Source organism: Streptomyces sp. NPDC033180, assembly GCF_055577645.1.
Genome location: NZ_JBVIPU010000005.1, coordinates 295,461 through 311,315, shown reverse-complemented (window position 1 = coordinate 311,315; position 15,855 = coordinate 295,461). Strand labels below are relative to the sequence as shown.

Here is a 15,855-nt window from a genome sequence, read left to right as displayed (position 1 = left end):
GTGTGAATTGCGGCCTATGACCCTCGTTCCGGGGGCCTGAGGCCTCATCACATCCGCCCCTCCCCAGAGGAGACCCCATGTTTCTTCGGCCCACCTCCGCCACCGCCCGGCTCGGCATACTGGCCGCCGGCAGCGCGCTCGCCGCCCTCACCCTCACCGGCCCCGCAGTCGCGGCGGACGACACCGACGCGAACGGCCACCCGCGTATCTACAAGGGCCGTGTCACCGCCAAGTCCGGACTGCTGCTTCGCACCTCTCCCCACCGGGGCAGCAAGGTGATCCGCAGCGTTCCGTACGGCAAGGTCGTCTCCATCTACTGCAAGACGACCGGCGACCACGTGTCCGGCAACAACCGCTGGTACCTCCTCACCAACGGCACCTGGGCATGGGGTGCCGCGCACTACATCGCGAACATCGGGCCGGCACCGCGCTGGTGCTGACGCACCACCACCCCTAGGTGACATAAACGGACATTGGGGCCTATCGCTTGCTACGTTCCGGGCATGACCCGAACAGCAGCGGCGCCCCCCTCCGTACCCGCTGTTCGCGTACCCCGGCGCCGTGGCACCGAAGTCGCCCTGATCGTCGTGGCCGTCCTGCTCTCGGTCTACGGCTACTGCGATGTCGGCCTCGCCAGGAACGGCACCGTCCCGCCCGGCGCCGCCGGTTACGGCGCCGGGCTCGGCGTGCTCGCGCTCGTGGCCCATCTCGCGGTCCGCTTCCGCGCGCCCTACGCCGATCCGCTGCTCCTGCCGATCGCCGTGCTCCTCAACGGCCTGGGCCTCGTCCTGATCTACCGGCTCGACCTGGAGACCCCCGGCGACGAGGCCGCGCCCACGCAACTCATCTGGTCCACCGTCGGCGTGGCGCTCTTCATCGGTGTCGTGGTCTTCCTGCGCGACCATCGGGTGCTCCAGCGGTACGCGTACATCTGCGTCGTCGCCGCACTGGTCCTGATGATCGTGCCGATCTTCTTCCCGGCCGTGAACGGCGCCCGGATCTGGATCAGGATCGGCGGATTCTCCATCCAGCCCGGCGAGTTCGCGAAGATCCTGCTCGCGATCTTCTTCGCCAGCTATCTCTCCGCCAACCGCAACGCCCTCGCCTACACCGGCCGTACGGTCTGGAAGCTGACGAAGCTCCAGCTGCCGACCGGGCGGGTGCTCGGTCCGATCGTCGCGATCTGGCTCCTGAGCGTCGGGGTCCTGGTCCTGGAACGGGACCTCGGCACCTCGCTGCTCTTCTTCGGCCTCTTCGTGATCCTGCTGTACGTCGCGACCGGGCGCACCGGCTGGATCGCGGTCGGTCTGGTGCTCGCCGGGATCGGGGCGTACACCGTGGGCTCGCTCGAACCGCACGTACACAGCCGGGTCGAGGACTGGCTGCACCCCTTCGCCTCCATCGACGCGGGCGAGGGGCCGAACCAACTGGCCCAGTCGCTCTTCGCGTTCGCGGCCGGCGGGATGCTCGGGACGGGGCTCGGGCTCGGGCACTCCATCCTCATCGGCTTCGCCGCCAAGTCCGACTTCATCCTGGCGACGGCGGGCGAGGAGCTGGGGCTTGCGGGCCTCGCCGCGATCTTCCTGCTCTACGCCCTCCTGGTGGAGCGCGGCTACCGTGCGGGGCTCGCGCTGCGGGACGCCTTCGGGCGGCTGCTCGCGGTCGGGCTCGCCTCGATCGTCGCCCTCCAGGTGTTCGTGATCGCGGGCGGGGTGAGCGGGCTCATTCCGCTGACCGGCATGGCGATGCCGTTCCTCGCGCAGGGCGGCTCGTCGGTCGTCACCAACTGGATCATCGTGGCGCTGCTCATCCGGGTCAGCGACTCGGCCCGCAGCCAGCCGGTCGGGCCCCCCGGGGAGGACGCGTGACGAGGTACATCCGGCATGCCGCCGCGTTCTGCGCACTGCTCCTGATCGCCCTGCTCGTGAACGCGACCCGCGTCCAGGTCGTCCAGGCCGAGCACTTCGACGAGAACCCCGCCAACCGCCGCCAGGCCATCGTCCGCTTCGGCCAGCCGCGCGGCGACATCATGGTCGACGGCCACGCGGTCACCGGCTCCAAGGACACCGGGGAGCAGCTCCGCTACGAACGGACGTACACGGACGGCCCGTTGTACGCGCCGGTGACGGGATACGCGTCGCAGGTCTACGGCACGACCCTCCTGGAGAACGCCGAGGACGACATCCTCTCCGGCACCGACCCGATGCTCGCCCCGCTCCCCCTGTGGAACGACGTCAGCCGCGCGCAGAACCCCGGCGGCAAGGTGCGGACCACCATCAAGGCGGCGGCGCAGCAGGCCGCCTACGCCGGGCTCGGCGGCAAGAAGGGCGCGGTCGCCGCGATCGAGCCGTCCACCGGGAAGATCCTCGCCCTGGTCAGCACCCCGTCGTACGACCCGGAGCGGCTCTCCGGCACCAGTGAGTCGGTGGCGGGGTCGTGGGCGGCGCTGAACGGCAGCGCGGACAAGCCGATGCTGAACCGGGCGATCCGCCAGACGTACCCGCCCGGTTCGACGTTCAAGGTGGTGACGGCGGCGGCCGCTCTGGACGCGGGCACGGTCACGGACCTGGACGCCGCCACCAAGTCCCCCAACCCCTACACGCTGCCCGGCACCAGCACACAGCTGACGAACGAGGTCGACGGCTGCACGAACGCCCCCCTCCGCTACGCCTTCGAGTGGTCCTGCAACACGGTCTTCGCCAAGCTCGGCGCGGACACCGGCCTGAACGACATGCTGGACACGGCACGGAACTTCGGCTTCAACGACAGCGGCCTGAAGATCCCCTCGTCAGTGGCGGCGAGCAACTTCGACACGTCGATGGACAAGGCTCAGCTGGCGCTCTCCGCGATCGGCCAGTACGACACGAGGGCGACGCCCCTGCAGATGGCGATGGTCTCGGCGGCGGTGGCCAACGGCGGCCAGGTGCAGTCCCCGAACCTGGTGGACGAGACCACGACGGACGACGGCGACGTGGTGCGCAACACCGGCACCGACTCCCTCCACCAGGCGATGAACCCGGCCACGGCGATGCAGCTGCGGGAGATGATGACCGACGTGGTCAAGGAGGGCACGGGCACCAACGCGGCGATCCCCGGCGCGACGGTCGGCGGCAAGACGGGCACGGCCCAGCACGGCATCGACAACTCCGGTACGCCCTACGCGTGGTTCATCTCCTGGGCCCAGAAGTCCGGCGAGGCACAGCCGTCGGTGGCGGTGGCGGTGGTCGTGGAGGACGCGGCGGCGGACCGGGGGGACATCAGCGGGGGCGGGAGCGCGGCGCCGATCGCCAGGGCGGTGATGGAGGCGGTGCTGGCGGGTTCCTGAGGACGGCGGACGTCACTCGGCGCCCGGCAGCGCCTCCCGGCGCCGCAGCCAGGCCTCAGGGACCGCGCCGACTCCCGTGCGGGCCCCGACCACTCCGCCGGTGATCGCACACGTGGTGTCCACGTCGCCGAGCCCCTCGGCCGTGGTCCACAGCGCGGCGACCAGATCGGCACGGTGCCGTGCGGCGGACCACAGGGCGAACGGCACCGTGTCCGCGGCCCGGATGCGACGGCCGTTGCCGAGCACGTCGGCGGCCTGCCACGGTTCGGTGTCGAAGGGCAGGGCGTCCGCGCGCCGCACGCCGTCTCGGACCACTCCCGCAGGGGTGTGCTCCGCGACCGCGCCCAGCGTCAGCTCCTCGCGTACGGAGAGCGCGGCAGCGACGGCCACGGCCACCGCTCCCGCGACGCCCTCCGGGTGCGCGTGGGTGACCTGGGCCGACAACTCGGCCTGTGCCGCGACCCGTTCGAGGTCGTTCGCGAACCAGGCGCCCAGCGGCGCGACCCGCATCGCCGCTCCGTTGCCGAGGCTTCCCTGCCCGTCGAAGAGTTCGCACGCGAGCTCCCGCCAGCGTTGCGGCTCCTCGACGAGGCGGGGCAGCAGCTCGTGCATTCCGCTGCCGTATCCGCGGCCCGCGTCGGCGTCGTGCAGCAGCGCGAAGGCCGCGGCCAGCTCGGTCTGCCGGATCTCCCCATGCTGGTCGAGCACGCGTTGCACGCCGAGCGCCATCGCGGTGTCGTCGGTCCAGGGCCAGTGCGGCTCCTCGGGCACTTGGCGCGCGCGGATCTGGGCGTACGCGACGCGTGGCGCCCGGAAGAGCGGGAACCACCGCTCACCGAAGGCGTCGCCGAGGGCGAGCCCTTCGAGGCTCCGGCGGGCGGCGGCGCGGTCGGCGGATGCGGCGGTCACGGAAGTCATGGGGTCATGCTGCCGTGCGGAGCGAGGACTTGAGGCCCTATTTTCCGTCCCCCGCGGCGATCATGCCCTCCACCTCCGCCACCCGCTCCCCCTCCTCCGCCGCGAACCTCTCCGCGTCCAGCTTCTCGGCGATCTCCTCGTCCTGGGCCATCAGCTGGTCGAGGTTGGCGTTGCCCATATCGAAGACGCCCATGTCGACGTACGCCTCCTGGAGCCGCTTGCCCCACAGGCCGATGTCCTTGACGCACGGGACGATGCGGCTGAAGAGCAACTGCCGGAAGAGGGCGAGGAATTCGGAGTTCTCGCTGCACTCCTCCGCCTCGGCCTTCGGGATGCCGAAGTTCTCCAGGACCTCGACGCCGCGCAGCCGGTCACGCATCAAGTAGCAGCCCTCGATGACGAATTCCTCGCGCTCGCGCCGTTCCGCGTCGGTCAGCTGTTTGTAGTAGTCCCGCAGGGCCATGCGGCCGAAGGCCACGTGCCGGGCCTCGTCCTGCATGACGTACGCGAGGATCTGCTTGGGCAGCGGCTTGTCCGTCGTGTCGCGGATCATGCCGAAGGCGGCGAGGGCCAACCCCTCGATCAGGACCTGCATGCCCAAGTAGGGCATGTCCCAGCGGGAGTCGCGCAGGGTGTCGCCGAGCAGCGACTGGAGGTTGTCGTTGATCGGGTAGAGCATGCCGATCTTGTCGTGCAGGAAGCGGCCGTAGACCTCCGCGTGCCGCGCCTCGTCCATGGTCTGGGTCGCGGAGTAGAACTTGGCGTCCAGGTCGGGGACGGACTCCACGATGCGCGCCGCGCACACCATCGCGCCCTGCTCACCGTGCAGGAACTGGCTGAACTGCCAGGAGGCGTAGTGCTTGCGCAGCTCGCCCTTGTCCCGCTCGGTCATCTTCGCCCAGTGGCGGGTGCCGTAGAGGGAGAGGGACTCGTCGGGGGTGCCCAGGGGGTCGTACGGGTCGACCTCCAGATCCCAGGCGATGCGCTTGGCCCCGTCCCACTGCTTGTCCTTGCCCTTCTGGTAGAGGGCGAGCAGCCGGGCGCGGCCCTCGTCGTACTCCCAGCTGAAGCGGGCCGCGCCGTTCGCCGGTATCTGCCAGATGGTCTCGTCCGGGGGGTTCGTGTACAGCTCGTGCGTGGACACTGACGGCTCCTAACAATGGGCCTTGGACGCTCCGTAATCGCTTGTACTGATTGGTAGTTGGAAGGCTCACACGTTCGTAGATGTGGGGTCAACAAGTCGTGCGCAAGGGATTGACGCCCTTGCTGACAGGCAGTCTCATAAGTCGTGACCGCCGGTAACTGTGACGACGAGGCAGGGGCAGAGTCATGACGACCACCACGCAGGACGCGGCGATCGAAGGGCTGCGGGACGCGCTCGGACTGCTCAAGGACCGGGAGCAGGTGGCCGAGCGGCTGCTCGACTCCTCCGCCAAGCACTCCTTCGACCCCGACAAGGAGCTGGACTGGGAGGCGCCCTTCGAGGAGGGCAAGTGGTTCTGGCCCCCGGAGCTCCTTTCCCTGTACGGGACGCCGATGTGGCGGCGGATGAGCGAGGAGCAGCGGATCGCGCTCTCCCAGCACGAGGCCGCGGCGCTCGCGTCGCTCGGCATCTGGTTCGAGCTGATCCTGATGCAGCTGCTCGTACGGCACATCTACGACAAGCCGGCGACGAGCGCGCACGTGCGGTATGCCCTGACCGAGATCGAGGACGAGTGCCGGCACTCGAAGATGTTCGCGCGCCTGATCACGCGCGGGGACACCCCGTACTACCCGGTCAGCACCGTGCACCGGAACCTCGGCCGGCTCTTCAAGACCATCTCGACGACGCCCGGTTCGTTCACGGCGACGCTGCTCGGCGAGGAGATCCTCGACTGGATGCAGCGCCTGACGTTCCCGGACGAGCGCGTGCAGACCCTCGTGCGCGGCGTCACGCGGATCCACGTCGTGGAGGAGGCCCGCCATGTGCGGTACGCCCGTGAGGAGCTGCGCCGCCAGATGGTGACGGCACCGCGCTGGTCCCAGGAGTTCACCCGCCTCACCTCCGGCGAGTTCGCCCGCGTCTTCTCCATCGCCTTCATCAACCCCGAGGTCTACACGAACGTCGGCCTGGACAGGCGCGAAGCCATGGCCCAGGTCAAGGCGAGCGCCCACCGCCGCGAGATCATGCAGACCGGAGCGAAGCGCCTCACCGACTTCCTGGACGACATCGGCGTGCTGCGGGGGGCCGGGCGGCGGCTGTGGAAGAGCTCGGGGCTCCTGGCGTGAACACACTCATCACCCCACGACCCCACCGCCACCCTCCACGAAGCGCCTGGCGGCCGCGCGGCGAAGCCGCACATCGATGCAGCCTGGACGACATCGGCGTGCTGCGGGGGGCCGGTCGGCGGCTGTGGAAGAGCTCGGGGCTCCTGGCGTAGCGAAGAGGGTACGCGGGGTTTCGGGGCGCTTGTTCGAAAGGGCGGTTACGCTGCGAGGCATGACCTCGCCTGCTCCCACCCGCGCGTACCGGCGCCTCAGTGTCGAAGAGCGGCAGCGGCAGCTCAAGGAGGCCGCCCTGTCCCTCTTCGCGGTGCGCGCACCCGACGAGGTCTCCCTCGACGACGTCGCGGAGGCGGCCGGGGTCTCCCGGCCGCTCGTCTACCGCTACTTCCCGGGCGGCAAGCAGCAGTTGTACGAGGCCGCGCTGCGCTCCGCCGCGGACGAGCTGGAGCAGTGCTTCGCCGAGCCTCCGGAGGGTCCGCTCACTCAGCGCCTCGCGAACGCCCTCGACCGCTACCTCGCCTTCGTCGACCAGCACGACGCGGGGTTCAGCGCGCTGCTCCAGGGCGGCAGCGTGGTGGAGACCTCGCGGACCACCGCCATAGTGGACGAGGTGCGCAGGACGGCCGCCGAGCACATCCTGGCCCACCTGGAGGTCGTGGGCGCCACGGGCCCCCGGCTCAGGATGACCGTGCGGATGTGGATCACCTCCGTCGAGGCGGCGTCCCTGATCTGGCTTGACGAGGAGAAGCAGCCGCCGCTCGACGAGCTGCGGGACTGGCTGGTCGAGCAGTTCATGGCGGTCCTGGTGGCCTCCGCGGGCCGCGACCCGCAGACCGCGGAGGCGGTACGGGTCGCCCTTGCCATGGAGACGTCCGAGGGCCCCGCGGGCTCGCTCGCCCGGCGTGTCCTTCCCGTGGTGAGCGACGCGGCGCACCTGCTGTGAAGCGCGGCGGGCGCCTGCTGTGACACTGGCCGGGTGAAGAGCGAAGACACCCCCTTCGTGGGTGGCCCCCTGGACGGCCGCGTACTGCCCATCCTGCTCGGCCCGACCGGCCACCCCCCGAAGGTGTACCGGGTCCCGGTGCCGGACGAGGCGGGCGGACCGGCGACCGTGCTCGTGTACCGCCGGGTGGCCAGGGCCGGGGGCAAGCGGCTCGGCCTTCACCAGGGCTGGACGTACGAGTACGACCCCGACGGCGACAAGGCCGGGTCCGGACTGAAGTGGCCCTGGTCGAAGCCGGGCGGGGCTGCGGGCTGAGAGGCCACCGCCGCAAGGGCGACGCGCCGTGGGGCCCTGGACGAGTGACCGCATTGCGCCAACCCGCGCACCTTCCGGAGGCGGGCCGCGCCGGGGCGCCCGATGCTCGCGGTGCGGGGCGGAACCGCCGCCGCGCGCCGGAGGTGATGGCATGTCAGGAACATTGCTGCGATGGGTCGGTACGGGCGCCGCGGTCGGGGCGCTGCTTGCGCCCGCCTACCCGGCGTACGCCGCCCCGGGGCCCGACGGCGCCGGGGAGCGCACGGTCTCCGAGCTCCTGACGGACCTTCAGGAGCTGTACCGGAAGGCCGAGGAGTCGACGGAGACGTACAACGCGACGGCGGAGAAGCTGAAGGAACAGCGCGCCGAGGTCAGACGCCTCAACGGCCATCTGGCCCGCGCCCGGACCTCGGTGCGCGACAGCCGAGGCGCGGCGGGCCGCTTCGCGCGCCAGCAGTACCAGGGCAGGACGAACATCTCCCCGTACGTACATCTCCTCCTCGCCCGCAACCCGCAGCAGGCCCTCGACCAGGGGCATGTGATCGGGCGGGCGTCGGCGGAACGCGCCGCGACGGTGGACCGGCTGGTCGGCGGGGAGAAGAAGGCATCCGAGCTCGCGGCCGGCGCGAAGAAGGCCCTGGCGGCCCAACTGGAGCTCGCAGCACGCCAGAAGGAGGCGCGGGACACGGTCAAGGGCCGGCTGAAGGAGGTCGAGGAGCTGCTCGCCTCCCTGAGCACGGAACAGCTGGAGGATCTGGCGCGTGCGGAGGAGGAGGGGATGGCCGAGTCCCAGCGGAAGTTCCTGAAGTCGGGCTCCCTGAGCGGGTCTCCAGGCTCCGCCGCGCCGACCCGGCCACCGTCGCGGCGAGGGGACGAGGCGCTTTCCTACGCCGTGCGACAGATCGGGAAGCCGTACAAGTGGGGCGCGGAAGGACCCAAGTCCTTCGACTGCTCGGGACTGACGTCACAGGCGTGGGCGGCGGCGGGGAAGGAGATTCCCCGCACGTCGCAGGAGCAGTGGGCGCAACTGCGGCGGGTCTCGCTGCGGAAGCTGCGGCCGGGCGACTTGATCGTCTACTTCCCCAAGGCCACGCACGTGGCGATGTACCTGGGCGACGGCATGGTGATCCAGGCCCCGCGCCCGGGAGCCCGCATCAAGGTCTCCCCCATCGCGGCAAACCCCGTAAGGGGAGCGGTACGCCCCGACCCCAAGGCAAAGCCCATGAAGGGCTACGAGCCGCCGAAGCTGCCGCGTGGGGCGATGAAGGGCGGCGACGCGGGGTACGGGGCGGCGGGGGCACCGCGGGCGTAGGGCCGGTTCGGACGGCCCGGGCTACGTCATCGACGGAAGAGAGCCGGCCAGCGGAGGAAGGTCGTCGTAGAGCGGCAGGTCGCCGGAGTCGTCCAGGTAGGGCAGGAATTCGCTCTGCGGCAGGACCCAGCCGGCCTGGCCGAAGATCGCTGTCCCCTGCTCCCGCACCGCCTCGTCGCCGCCCGCCCTCGCCACCCAGGTGCCCGGATCGGGGCCGAGGAGCTCCCGCAGCTGAGCCGATTCGGCGAGCAGCGCGGCGAGCAGCGCGGACTGGTCGCCCCCGCCGGGCCTTGGCCGCCCGTGGGGGCCCGCGAGGTCACCGTGCGCGCTGAAGTAGATGTACGCACCACCGAGCCGCTCCCCGGAGGGCATGATCATGTCGAACTCGCCCCCCGGCAGCATCGCCCGCTCCAGGTCCTCCACGAGAAGGGCGAGCGGGCCGACGAGCGGGCGTGGCTCGCGGTGGAGCGCGGGGCTCCTTTCACGGTCTGGATCCCCGTCGACGCCCCGCTCGCCGCCCTGCCTCTCGCGCGGATCCAGGGCAAGGGCCTGTCGGCGGCGACCGAGGTGAAGCTCCTTGTCAGGCTGACCGCGAGGACGGTGGGCCTGGGGACCGAAGTCGCCGACGAACACTGGTTCGATGTGTCCGCCGGCTCCGACGACTTCGAGCTCGGCCGCTTCGTACCGCTGCGCGCGGACCCGGACGCCGACGTGTGGACCTGGGAGGGCTGGGCCCGGTTCGACGAGCTTCTGGCCGAGGGCGGCTGACCGGGTCCGCGGGAGAGTGCCGGGCGAGCGACCGTCAGGCCCCGGAGAGCGAGCCCAGGTACGCGCCCGTCTTCTCCGGCTCGTAGAAGAAGTTCTCGAAGTCCGACGGGTCGTTGAAGCCGTTCGCGAAGCGGTCCGCGGCCGGCTGGAGCTGGCCCGCGGCGCCGATGAGGTTCAGGACGTGCTCCGGCGGCGGGGACAGCATCGCGTTCGTCCACTTGGTGACGTGCTGAGCCGTGTCCCAGTACCGGTCGAACGTGGTCTGCATCCACTCCTCGTCGAACGGCTTGTCGCCGCGGGCGAGGATCGAGGAGAGGTACGAAGCGGCGCACTTGGACGCCGAGTTGGAGCCCTGGCCCGTGATCGGGTCGTTGGCGACCACCACGTCCGCGACGCCCAGGACCAGGCCGCCGCCCGGCAACCGGCCGATCGGCTTGCGCACGGTCGGCGCGTAACGGCCGCTCAACGTGCCGCCCGCGTCCGTGAGTTCGACCTTCGTCGCCCGCGCGTACTCCCACGGCGTGTACTTCTCCAGGAGTCCGAGGGTCAGCGCGAGGTGCTCGGAGGGGTCCTTGACGCCCTGGAAGACGTCCAGCGGGCCGCCCGGCACGCCCTCCCAGAACAGGATGTCCGCGCGCCCGGACGTGGTGAGGGTCGGCATGACGAAGAGCTCGCCCACGCCCGGCACGAGGTTGCACCGCACCGCGTCGAACTCGGGGTGCTCGGGGCGCGGCCCCATGCCGTGGACGTACGCGACGGCGAGCGCGCGCTGCGGGGCGTCGTACGGGGAGCGCGAGGCATCCCGCTCGAACATCGAGACCAGTTCGCCCTTGCCCGCGGAGACGAGCACCAGGTCGTACGTGCGCGAGAAGAAGTCGAGGTCCGAGACCGCCGCGCCGTGGATGACCAGCTGGCCGCCCCGCTGCGCGAACGTCTCCATCCAGCCCGCCATCTTCACGCGCTGGTCGACGGACTGGGCGAAGCCGTCCAGCTTGCCGACCCAGTCGATGACGCGGGAGGAGTCAGGACCGGCGACCGATACGCCGACGCCCTCGATCTTGGGGGCCTGCGACTCCCAGAAGTTCAGCTGGAGGTCCCGCTCGTGCTGCAGCGCCGTGTGGAACATGCACTGCGTGGACATCACACGGCCGGACCGGACCTCGTCCGCCGTGCGGTTGGACATCAGGGTGACCTCGTACCCCTGCGACTGGAGTCCGAGGGCGATCTGGAGCCCGGCCTGACCGGCTCCGACGACGAGTATCTTCCGCATGCGGCAACTTCTCCTACGGGGTCAATGCAAGAACTATTCGGGGGTTGCTGCGAGGGCGTGGCCCACCAGCGAGAGCAGCGACTCGATCACCGAGATCCGCTGCCTCGCGTCCATGATCAGCACCGGTATGTGCGGCGGGATCGTCAGCGCCTCACGGACGTCCGCGGACTCGAACTCCTCGGTGCCGTCGAAGTGGTTGACGGCCACGATGTACGGAAGCCCGCAGCTCTCGAAGTAGTCGAGCGCCGGGAAGCAGTCGGACAGGCGGCGGGTGTCGGCGAGGACCACCGCGCCGATCGCCCCACGCACCAGGTCGTCCCACATGAACCAGAAGCGCTGCTGCCCCGGCGTACCGAAGAGGTAGAGCACGAGGTCGTCGTCGAGCGTGATCCGGCCGAAGTCCATGGCGACCGTGGTCGTGGTCTTGTCCGGGGTCGACGTGAGGTCGTCCGTGTCCTCGCTCGCCTGCGTCATCAGCGCCTCCGTCTGGAGGGGCGTGATCTCGGAGACCGCGGTGACCAGAGTCGTCTTGCCGACGCCGAAGCCGCCCGCCACCACGATCTTCGTCGCGATCGGGGCGCGGGTGCGGTCCGTCTGCCAGGCCTGGAGGTTCTCGTCCGGGTCGGGGCCCGGGTGCCGGATTTCAGAGACGGCGGAGTCCACTGAGCACCCTTTCGAGCAGTGCGCGGTCCGGCTGTCCCGGGCCGTGGCCCGTTCCGTACACGCGGATCTTTCCCTGGTCTGCGAGGTCGCTGAGCAGTACGCGGACCACGCCGAGCGGCATCTTCAACAGCGCGGCGATCTCCGCGACCGTACGCATACGGCGGCAGATCTCGACGATGGCCCGCATCTCCGGCATGACGCGGGCGGTGGCGTTGCCCTGCGGCAGCTCGCGGCGCTCCTCGGGGGCTTCGAGGGCGGCGACGAACGTCTCGACGAGCAGGACGTGGCCGAAGCGGGTGCGGCCGCCGGTGAGCGAGTACGGCCGTACGCGGGCGGGTTTGCGATCGCCGCCGCGTTGCGGCAGCTTCCCGGGCTTGCTCATCGGACGCTCTCCATCGACTGGCGCAGCTCGCTGCGGAGTTCGGGGGTGAGGACATGCCCGGCGCGGCCGACGAAGAGCGCCATGTGGTACGCGACGACGCTCATGTCGCAGTCCGGGGTGGCGTGCACGCCGAGCAGCGAGCCGTCGCTGATCGACATGACGAAGAGGCTGCCCTCCTCCATCGCGACGACGGTCTGCTTGACCGGTCCCGCGTCCATCAGCTTGGCGGCGCCGATGCACAGGGAACCGAGGCCGGACACGATGGTGGCGAGGTCCGCGCTGGAGCCTCTGGGGCCCGAACTGTTGTCGACCGCCTGCTCGTTGTTCCGTGCGGGGTCGGAGGAGAGCAGGAGCAGACCGTCGGACGAGACCACCGCGACCGAGAGCAGACCTGGCACCTCCTCGACGAGGTTCGTCAGCAGCCAGTGCAGGTTGCGTGCTTCGCTGCTCAGTCCGAACCTGGCGGAGCTGCCGCCGGGGGTGGAGCTGCCGGTGGGTTTACTGCCGGTGGAAGAACTGGGCGAGCGCATGGGCGCAGTCAACTGCTTGCCTCCTCGACTGTGTCCCCCATGTTTTCGGTCTCTTTGGTCTCTGCGGTCTCTTCGGTCTCCGCGTTACGTTCCGTCAGCTCGGCCTCTACGTCGCGGCGGCCGCTGATGGCTCCCTGGTGGAATCCCCCGAGCCGCTTGCGCAGCGCTTCGGCGTCGACGGAGCCGCGCGCCTTGGGCACGGTCGGCTCGGGCGCGGTGATCTTCGGCGTGCGCTTGGGGAGGCCCTTGTCGGTGACGCGCTCCCACTTGGGGGCGGGGGCCGGTGCGGGTTCGGCCTCCGGCTCGTCCTGCCGCGTCTCCTCGTCCTGCTGTGTCTCCGCTTCGGGCGCTTCGGGCGCTTCGGCGGCTTCGGGGTCCTCGACGGCGGGCGGAGGGGTCAGCTCCAGAGTCGTCTCGGGTGAAGCTTCGGGCTCAGGCACAGGCGCAGGCGCGGGGTCAGGCTCGGCCTCCCGTACGGCCTGCTCCGCTGCCGCGATCAGCGGATCCTCGTCGGCCCCCGCGGCAGCGGTCAGCGCCGAGCGGCCCGGCAGCACGTTGGAGTTGGCCTCGGCCTCGGAGCCCGGCAGGTGCAGGGCGGGCGCCCCGCCGGGTACATGCTCACCGACCGGCGGAGCCGTCACCGCGGGCGCCGCGGCGAGGATCGACTTCGGCAGCACCACGACCGCCGCGACACCGCCCTGCTTCTGCTCGCGCAGCCGGACCCTGGCCCCGTGCCGCGCGGCGAGCCGGGCCACGACGTAGAGGCCGAGCCCGAGCCCGTCCCCGCTCTCCTGGTCGTACGCGTCGTCCGGACGGAAGTCCGCGAGGCGGGAGTTGAGCTCGTCCATGCGGTCCGGCGTGACGCCTATGCCCTCGTCCTGCACGGAGAGCATGACCTCGCCGCTCTCCAGGAGCCAGCCGGAGACCTCCACGGAGGCGTCCGGCGGCGAGAACGAGGTCGCGTTCTCCAGGAGCTCGGCGACCAGGTGGCTGATGTCGTCCGCGGCGAAACCCGCGACGTGCGCGTGCGGCGGCAGCGTGGCGATGCGCACCCGCTCGTACCGCTCGATCTCGGAGACGGCGGCGCGTACGACGTCGACGAGCGGGACCGGTCCCGGGTGCTGGTGGCCGTGCTCGGCGCCGGCGAGGACCAGGAGGTTCTCGCTGTGACGGCGCATGACCGTGGCGAAGTGGTCGAGCTTGAAGAGCGTGGCGAGGCGGTCGGGGTCCTGCTCGCGGTCCTCGAGGTTCTCGATGACGGCGAGTTGCCGCTCGACCAGGCCGAGGGTGCGCAGGGCCAGATTGACGAAGGTGCCGTGGATGGACTGGCGCACCCGCTCCAGGTGGGCGGAGGCCTCGGTCAGTTCGGCACGCAGCGTCTCGCGCTCGTCGGCCATCGACTGGCGCTGCCCGATGAGGTGTTTGCGGTCGGCTTCGAGCGTGGTGAGGCGCTCGGTGAGGGCGGAGGCATGCTCGTGCAGCGCGTTGACGGACCGTACGACCTGGGCGAACTCGTCGTCGCGGCCGGTGAAGCGGATCGGCGCCTGGGGCGCGGGCTCGTGGGCGAGGCGGGCCGAGCCGATGCGCAGGACGGCGAGCGGACGGGTCAGGCTGCGGGCCATGGCCATGGAGACGCCGACCGCGACGAGCAGCGTGACGCCGATGAGCGCGACGCGGATCTCCAGGGCCGTCACGTCGTCGTCGCGCAGCGAGGTGAGGTCCTTGGTGCGCTGCACCGTGAGCGCGGACTCGGCGCCGCGCATCATCTCGATGCGGGCGGAGAGCGCGGTGTCGAGCTTCTTGCGGTCGAAGGCCTGCTCGGCGATGGAGAGCGTGGGCTGGTCGGTGAGGCGGGAGAGGTACTTCTCGGCCGTCGTCACCTCGTGGCCCGTGACCGCCGAGTCGTACGTGGTGCGGGCGCCGTCCGTTGCCGCGTCCCGGAAGTCGGCGAGGGCCGCCTCCGCGCGGGTGCGGGCCTGCTGGCCCGCGGCGCTGAGGGCGTCTCGGCTCCTGCCCGCGGCGGGGGACTCGTCGACCACCGTGGTGGGAAGGCCGGTGACGGGGTCGACGGTGGTGCTCGTCTGCGTGGAGCGCGGGACGGCGAGGGCGGCCAGGAGCAGGCCGCGGGCGCTGGCCGCCTGTTCGACGGCGTGGTCCAGGTCGGCGAGGGCGTAGGCGCCGGATCCCGCGCGCGGCGGGGTCTTCTCGGCGAGTTCGCGGGTCAGGCCGTGCAGTTCGGTGATGACGTTCGAGTACGACGTGTGGGCTTGAAGAGCGGTGCTCTTGCCGGTGAGCGCCGCTCTGCGCACGGCGGCGATGTCGGCGAGGTCCTCCCGCAGTCCGGCCGGGGCGTCGGCCGTGCGCAGCTCCTCGATCTGGCGGTCCACGCGGGCGCTGCGGCTCTCGGAGAGCCCCCTGCCCTGCGGGCGGCCCGCCGCGATGAACGAGGTGACCTCGTCGCGCTCGTCGGCCAGCGAGTGGCCGAGGGACACGGCGTCCTGGGTGCGCTCGGCGAGGGTGACCAGACTCTGCGCGTCGCTCAGTTGCCCGGAGGCGGCGACGATGGCGGGCGCTCCGGCCCCGGCGATCGCGGCGGCCACGACGGCGACGGCGACGATCAGCCGATTGCGTACGCGTGCGGTGGGCTTGGAGTTGACGGACTTCACGGGCTTCGAGGGTCCGCCGGCGGGCTTCGGGGCTCCCTCGGCGGGCTTCGGGGCCCCCTCGGCGGGCTTCGGGGCTCCCTCGGCGGGCTTCGAGCCGTCAGGAGCCGTCACGGCAGGGGCAGCGTGCTCTCCCGCCGCGGGCTCGGGGTTCTCGGCCGCTGTGGGCTCGGGCGAGCGCTCTGTAGGGGTGGTCGCGCCCGGCGTGGCCCCTTCGGAAGCCGTCTGCTTGCCCTTGCGCCCAGGCCGCATCTTCTGCACCGGTGCTCGCATTCTTGTTTTCGTCTGCCCATGGGCCCGGGTGACGATCCGTCAACACACGCGCCCCCGGTACGGCTCCAGACCCTTCCAGTGCCGATGGGTGGCAGTCGTGCATCACATGCCTGGCCACCCGAAGGAGTGAACATCGGCGGGGAGTTGGCGAGCAAGTTCCGCCCGGAGCCGAAAGTCCCGGCCACGGTGCGCCGGTTGGACGCCGACCGCAGGCTTTGGCAGGATGCG

16 protein-coding genes are annotated in these 15,855 nt (G+C 71.0%); 8 read left to right on the top strand and 8 right to left on the bottom strand.

Going from position 1 to position 15,855, the window contains the following annotated elements; genetic code table 11:
- Positions 1-77: 77 nt before the first annotated feature.
- From ACZ5WE_RS17955 to ACZ5WE_RS17945, 3 genes are all read left to right on the top strand, one after another.
- Entirely contained in the window at positions 78-440 is a 363-nt protein-coding gene (locus ACZ5WE_RS17955; protein WP_467689014.1) for an SH3 domain-containing protein, read from the top strand.
- A gap of 63 nt (positions 441-503) precedes the next feature.
- Positions 504-1,868 carry an FtsW/RodA/SpoVE family cell cycle protein gene (locus tag ACZ5WE_RS17950; RefSeq protein ID WP_467689012.1) on the top strand — a complete coding sequence of 455 codons (1,365 nt, stop codon included), beginning with the start codon at positions 504-506 and terminating at the stop codon, positions 1,866-1,868.
- Positions 1,865-3,325, top strand: coding sequence for a penicillin-binding transpeptidase domain-containing protein (locus ACZ5WE_RS17945; protein WP_467689011.1), 1,461 nt, complete (start codon positions 1,865-1,867; stop codon positions 3,323-3,325). The genes ACZ5WE_RS17950 and ACZ5WE_RS17945 overlap by 4 nt, the downstream gene beginning before the upstream one ends.
- Before the next feature lie 12 nt (positions 3,326-3,337).
- On the opposite strand, the gene ACZ5WE_RS17940 is transcribed toward ACZ5WE_RS17945, so the two are convergent.
- Both ACZ5WE_RS17940 and ACZ5WE_RS17935 read right to left on the bottom strand, forming a co-directional pair.
- Positions 3,338-4,243 (bottom strand): ADP-ribosylglycohydrolase family protein, encoded by a 906-nt coding sequence (locus ACZ5WE_RS17940; protein ID WP_467689009.1) that lies wholly within the window; start codon positions 4,241-4,243, stop codon positions 3,338-3,340.
- Positions 4,244-4,280: 37 nt separating this feature from the next.
- Positions 4,281-5,387, bottom strand: coding sequence for a ferritin-like domain-containing protein (locus tag ACZ5WE_RS17935; protein WP_467689007.1), 1,107 nt, complete (start codon positions 5,385-5,387; stop codon positions 4,281-4,283).
- A gap of 185 nt (positions 5,388-5,572) precedes the next feature.
- On the opposite strand from ACZ5WE_RS17935, the gene ACZ5WE_RS17930 reads away from it, so the two are divergent.
- From ACZ5WE_RS17930 to ACZ5WE_RS17915, 4 genes are all read left to right on the top strand, one after another.
- Entirely contained in the window at positions 5,573-6,511 is a 939-nt protein-coding gene (locus tag ACZ5WE_RS17930) for an AurF N-oxygenase family protein (protein ID WP_467689005.1), read from the top strand.
- A 211-nt stretch (positions 6,512-6,722) separates the two neighbouring features.
- On the top strand, positions 6,723-7,451 hold the full coding sequence (locus ACZ5WE_RS17925; RefSeq protein ID WP_467689003.1) for a TetR/AcrR family transcriptional regulator: 729 nt from the start codon (positions 6,723-6,725) through the stop codon (positions 7,449-7,451).
- Positions 7,452-7,484: 33 nt separating this feature from the next.
- Positions 7,485-7,766 (top strand): hypothetical protein, encoded by a 282-nt coding sequence (locus ACZ5WE_RS17920; RefSeq protein ID WP_467689001.1) that lies wholly within the window; start codon positions 7,485-7,487, stop codon positions 7,764-7,766.
- A 151-nt stretch (positions 7,767-7,917) separates the two neighbouring features.
- Positions 7,918-9,078, top strand: a complete 1,161-nt coding sequence (locus tag ACZ5WE_RS17915) for a C40 family peptidase (protein ID WP_467688999.1) — start codon at positions 7,918-7,920, stop codon at positions 9,076-9,078.
- Positions 9,079-9,099: 21 nt separating this feature from the next.
- Here ACZ5WE_RS17915 and ACZ5WE_RS17910 read toward each other — a convergent pair whose 3' ends face one another.
- Positions 9,100-9,501: a hypothetical protein gene (locus tag ACZ5WE_RS17910; protein ID WP_467688998.1), complete on the bottom strand. Its 402-nt coding sequence runs from the start codon at positions 9,499-9,501 to the stop codon at positions 9,100-9,102.
- 39 nt (positions 9,502-9,540) lie between these two features.
- Here ACZ5WE_RS17910 and ACZ5WE_RS17905 point away from each other — a divergent pair, with 39 nt between their 5' ends.
- Positions 9,541-9,846: a hypothetical protein gene (locus tag ACZ5WE_RS17905; RefSeq protein ID WP_467688997.1), complete on the top strand. Its 306-nt coding sequence runs from the start codon at positions 9,541-9,543 to the stop codon at positions 9,844-9,846.
- A 34-nt stretch (positions 9,847-9,880) separates the two neighbouring features.
- Here the strand turns inward: ACZ5WE_RS17905 and ACZ5WE_RS17900 are convergent, their stop codons facing one another.
- From ACZ5WE_RS17900 to ACZ5WE_RS17880, 5 genes are read right to left on the bottom strand one after another with little or no spacing between them, the layout of a single operon-like run.
- A complete protein-coding gene (locus ACZ5WE_RS17900; RefSeq protein ID WP_467688995.1) occupies positions 9,881-11,116 on the bottom strand; it encodes a styrene monooxygenase/indole monooxygenase family protein in 1,236 nt (411 codons plus the stop codon).
- A 33-nt stretch (positions 11,117-11,149) separates the two neighbouring features.
- Positions 11,150-11,779, bottom strand: coding sequence for a GTP-binding protein (locus tag ACZ5WE_RS17895; RefSeq protein WP_453638042.1), 630 nt, complete (start codon positions 11,777-11,779; stop codon positions 11,150-11,152).
- Positions 11,760-12,161, bottom strand: coding sequence for a DUF742 domain-containing protein (locus ACZ5WE_RS17890; protein ID WP_467688993.1), 402 nt, complete (start codon positions 12,159-12,161; stop codon positions 11,760-11,762). Before ACZ5WE_RS17890 ends, ACZ5WE_RS17895 begins: the two co-directional genes overlap by 20 nt.
- On the bottom strand, positions 12,158-12,691 hold the full coding sequence (locus ACZ5WE_RS17885; RefSeq protein ID WP_467688991.1) for a roadblock/LC7 domain-containing protein: 534 nt from the start codon (positions 12,689-12,691) through the stop codon (positions 12,158-12,160). The genes ACZ5WE_RS17890 and ACZ5WE_RS17885 overlap by 4 nt, the downstream gene beginning before the upstream one ends.
- 8 nt (positions 12,692-12,699) lie before the next feature.
- The gene (locus ACZ5WE_RS17880) at positions 12,700-15,627 is read right to left on the bottom strand and encodes a sensor histidine kinase (RefSeq protein ID WP_467688989.1); all 2,928 of its coding nucleotides are present in this window, start codon (positions 15,625-15,627) and stop codon (positions 12,700-12,702) included.
- Between the last annotated feature and the right edge of the window lie 228 nt (positions 15,628-15,855).

What these genes read in the sequence shown, in the direction of transcription:
- ACZ5WE_RS17900 (WP_467688995.1), bottom strand. Translation starts at nt 11,116, where the DNA reads ATGCGGAAGATACTCGTCGTCGGAGCCGGTCAGGCCGGGCTCCAGATC.
- ACZ5WE_RS17930 (WP_467689005.1), top strand. Translation starts at nt 5,573, where the DNA reads ATGACGACCACCACGCAGGACGCGGCGATCGAAGGGCTGCGGGACGCG.
- ACZ5WE_RS17940 (WP_467689009.1), bottom strand. Translation starts at nt 4,243, where the DNA reads ATGACTTCCGTGACCGCCGCATCCGCCGACCGCGCCGCCGCCCGCCGG.
- ACZ5WE_RS17925 (WP_467689003.1), top strand. Translation starts at nt 6,723, where the DNA reads ATGACCTCGCCTGCTCCCACCCGCGCGTACCGGCGCCTCAGTGTCGAA.
- ACZ5WE_RS17890 (WP_467688993.1), bottom strand. Translation starts at nt 12,161, where the DNA reads ATGAGCAAGCCCGGGAAGCTGCCGCAACGCGGCGGCGATCGCAAACCC.
- ACZ5WE_RS17955 (WP_467689014.1), top strand. Translation starts at nt 78, where the DNA reads ATGTTTCTTCGGCCCACCTCCGCCACCGCCCGGCTCGGCATACTGGCC.
- ACZ5WE_RS17915 (WP_467688999.1), top strand. Translation starts at nt 7,918, where the DNA reads ATGTCAGGAACATTGCTGCGATGGGTCGGTACGGGCGCCGCGGTCGGG.
- ACZ5WE_RS17950 (WP_467689012.1), top strand. Translation starts at nt 504, where the DNA reads ATGACCCGAACAGCAGCGGCGCCCCCCTCCGTACCCGCTGTTCGCGTA.
- ACZ5WE_RS17885 (WP_467688991.1), bottom strand. Translation starts at nt 12,691, where the DNA reads ATGCGCTCGCCCAGTTCTTCCACCGGCAGTAAACCCACCGGCAGCTCC.
- ACZ5WE_RS17880 (WP_467688989.1), bottom strand. Translation starts at nt 15,627, where the DNA reads ATGCGAGCACCGGTGCAGAAGATGCGGCCTGGGCGCAAGGGCAAGCAG.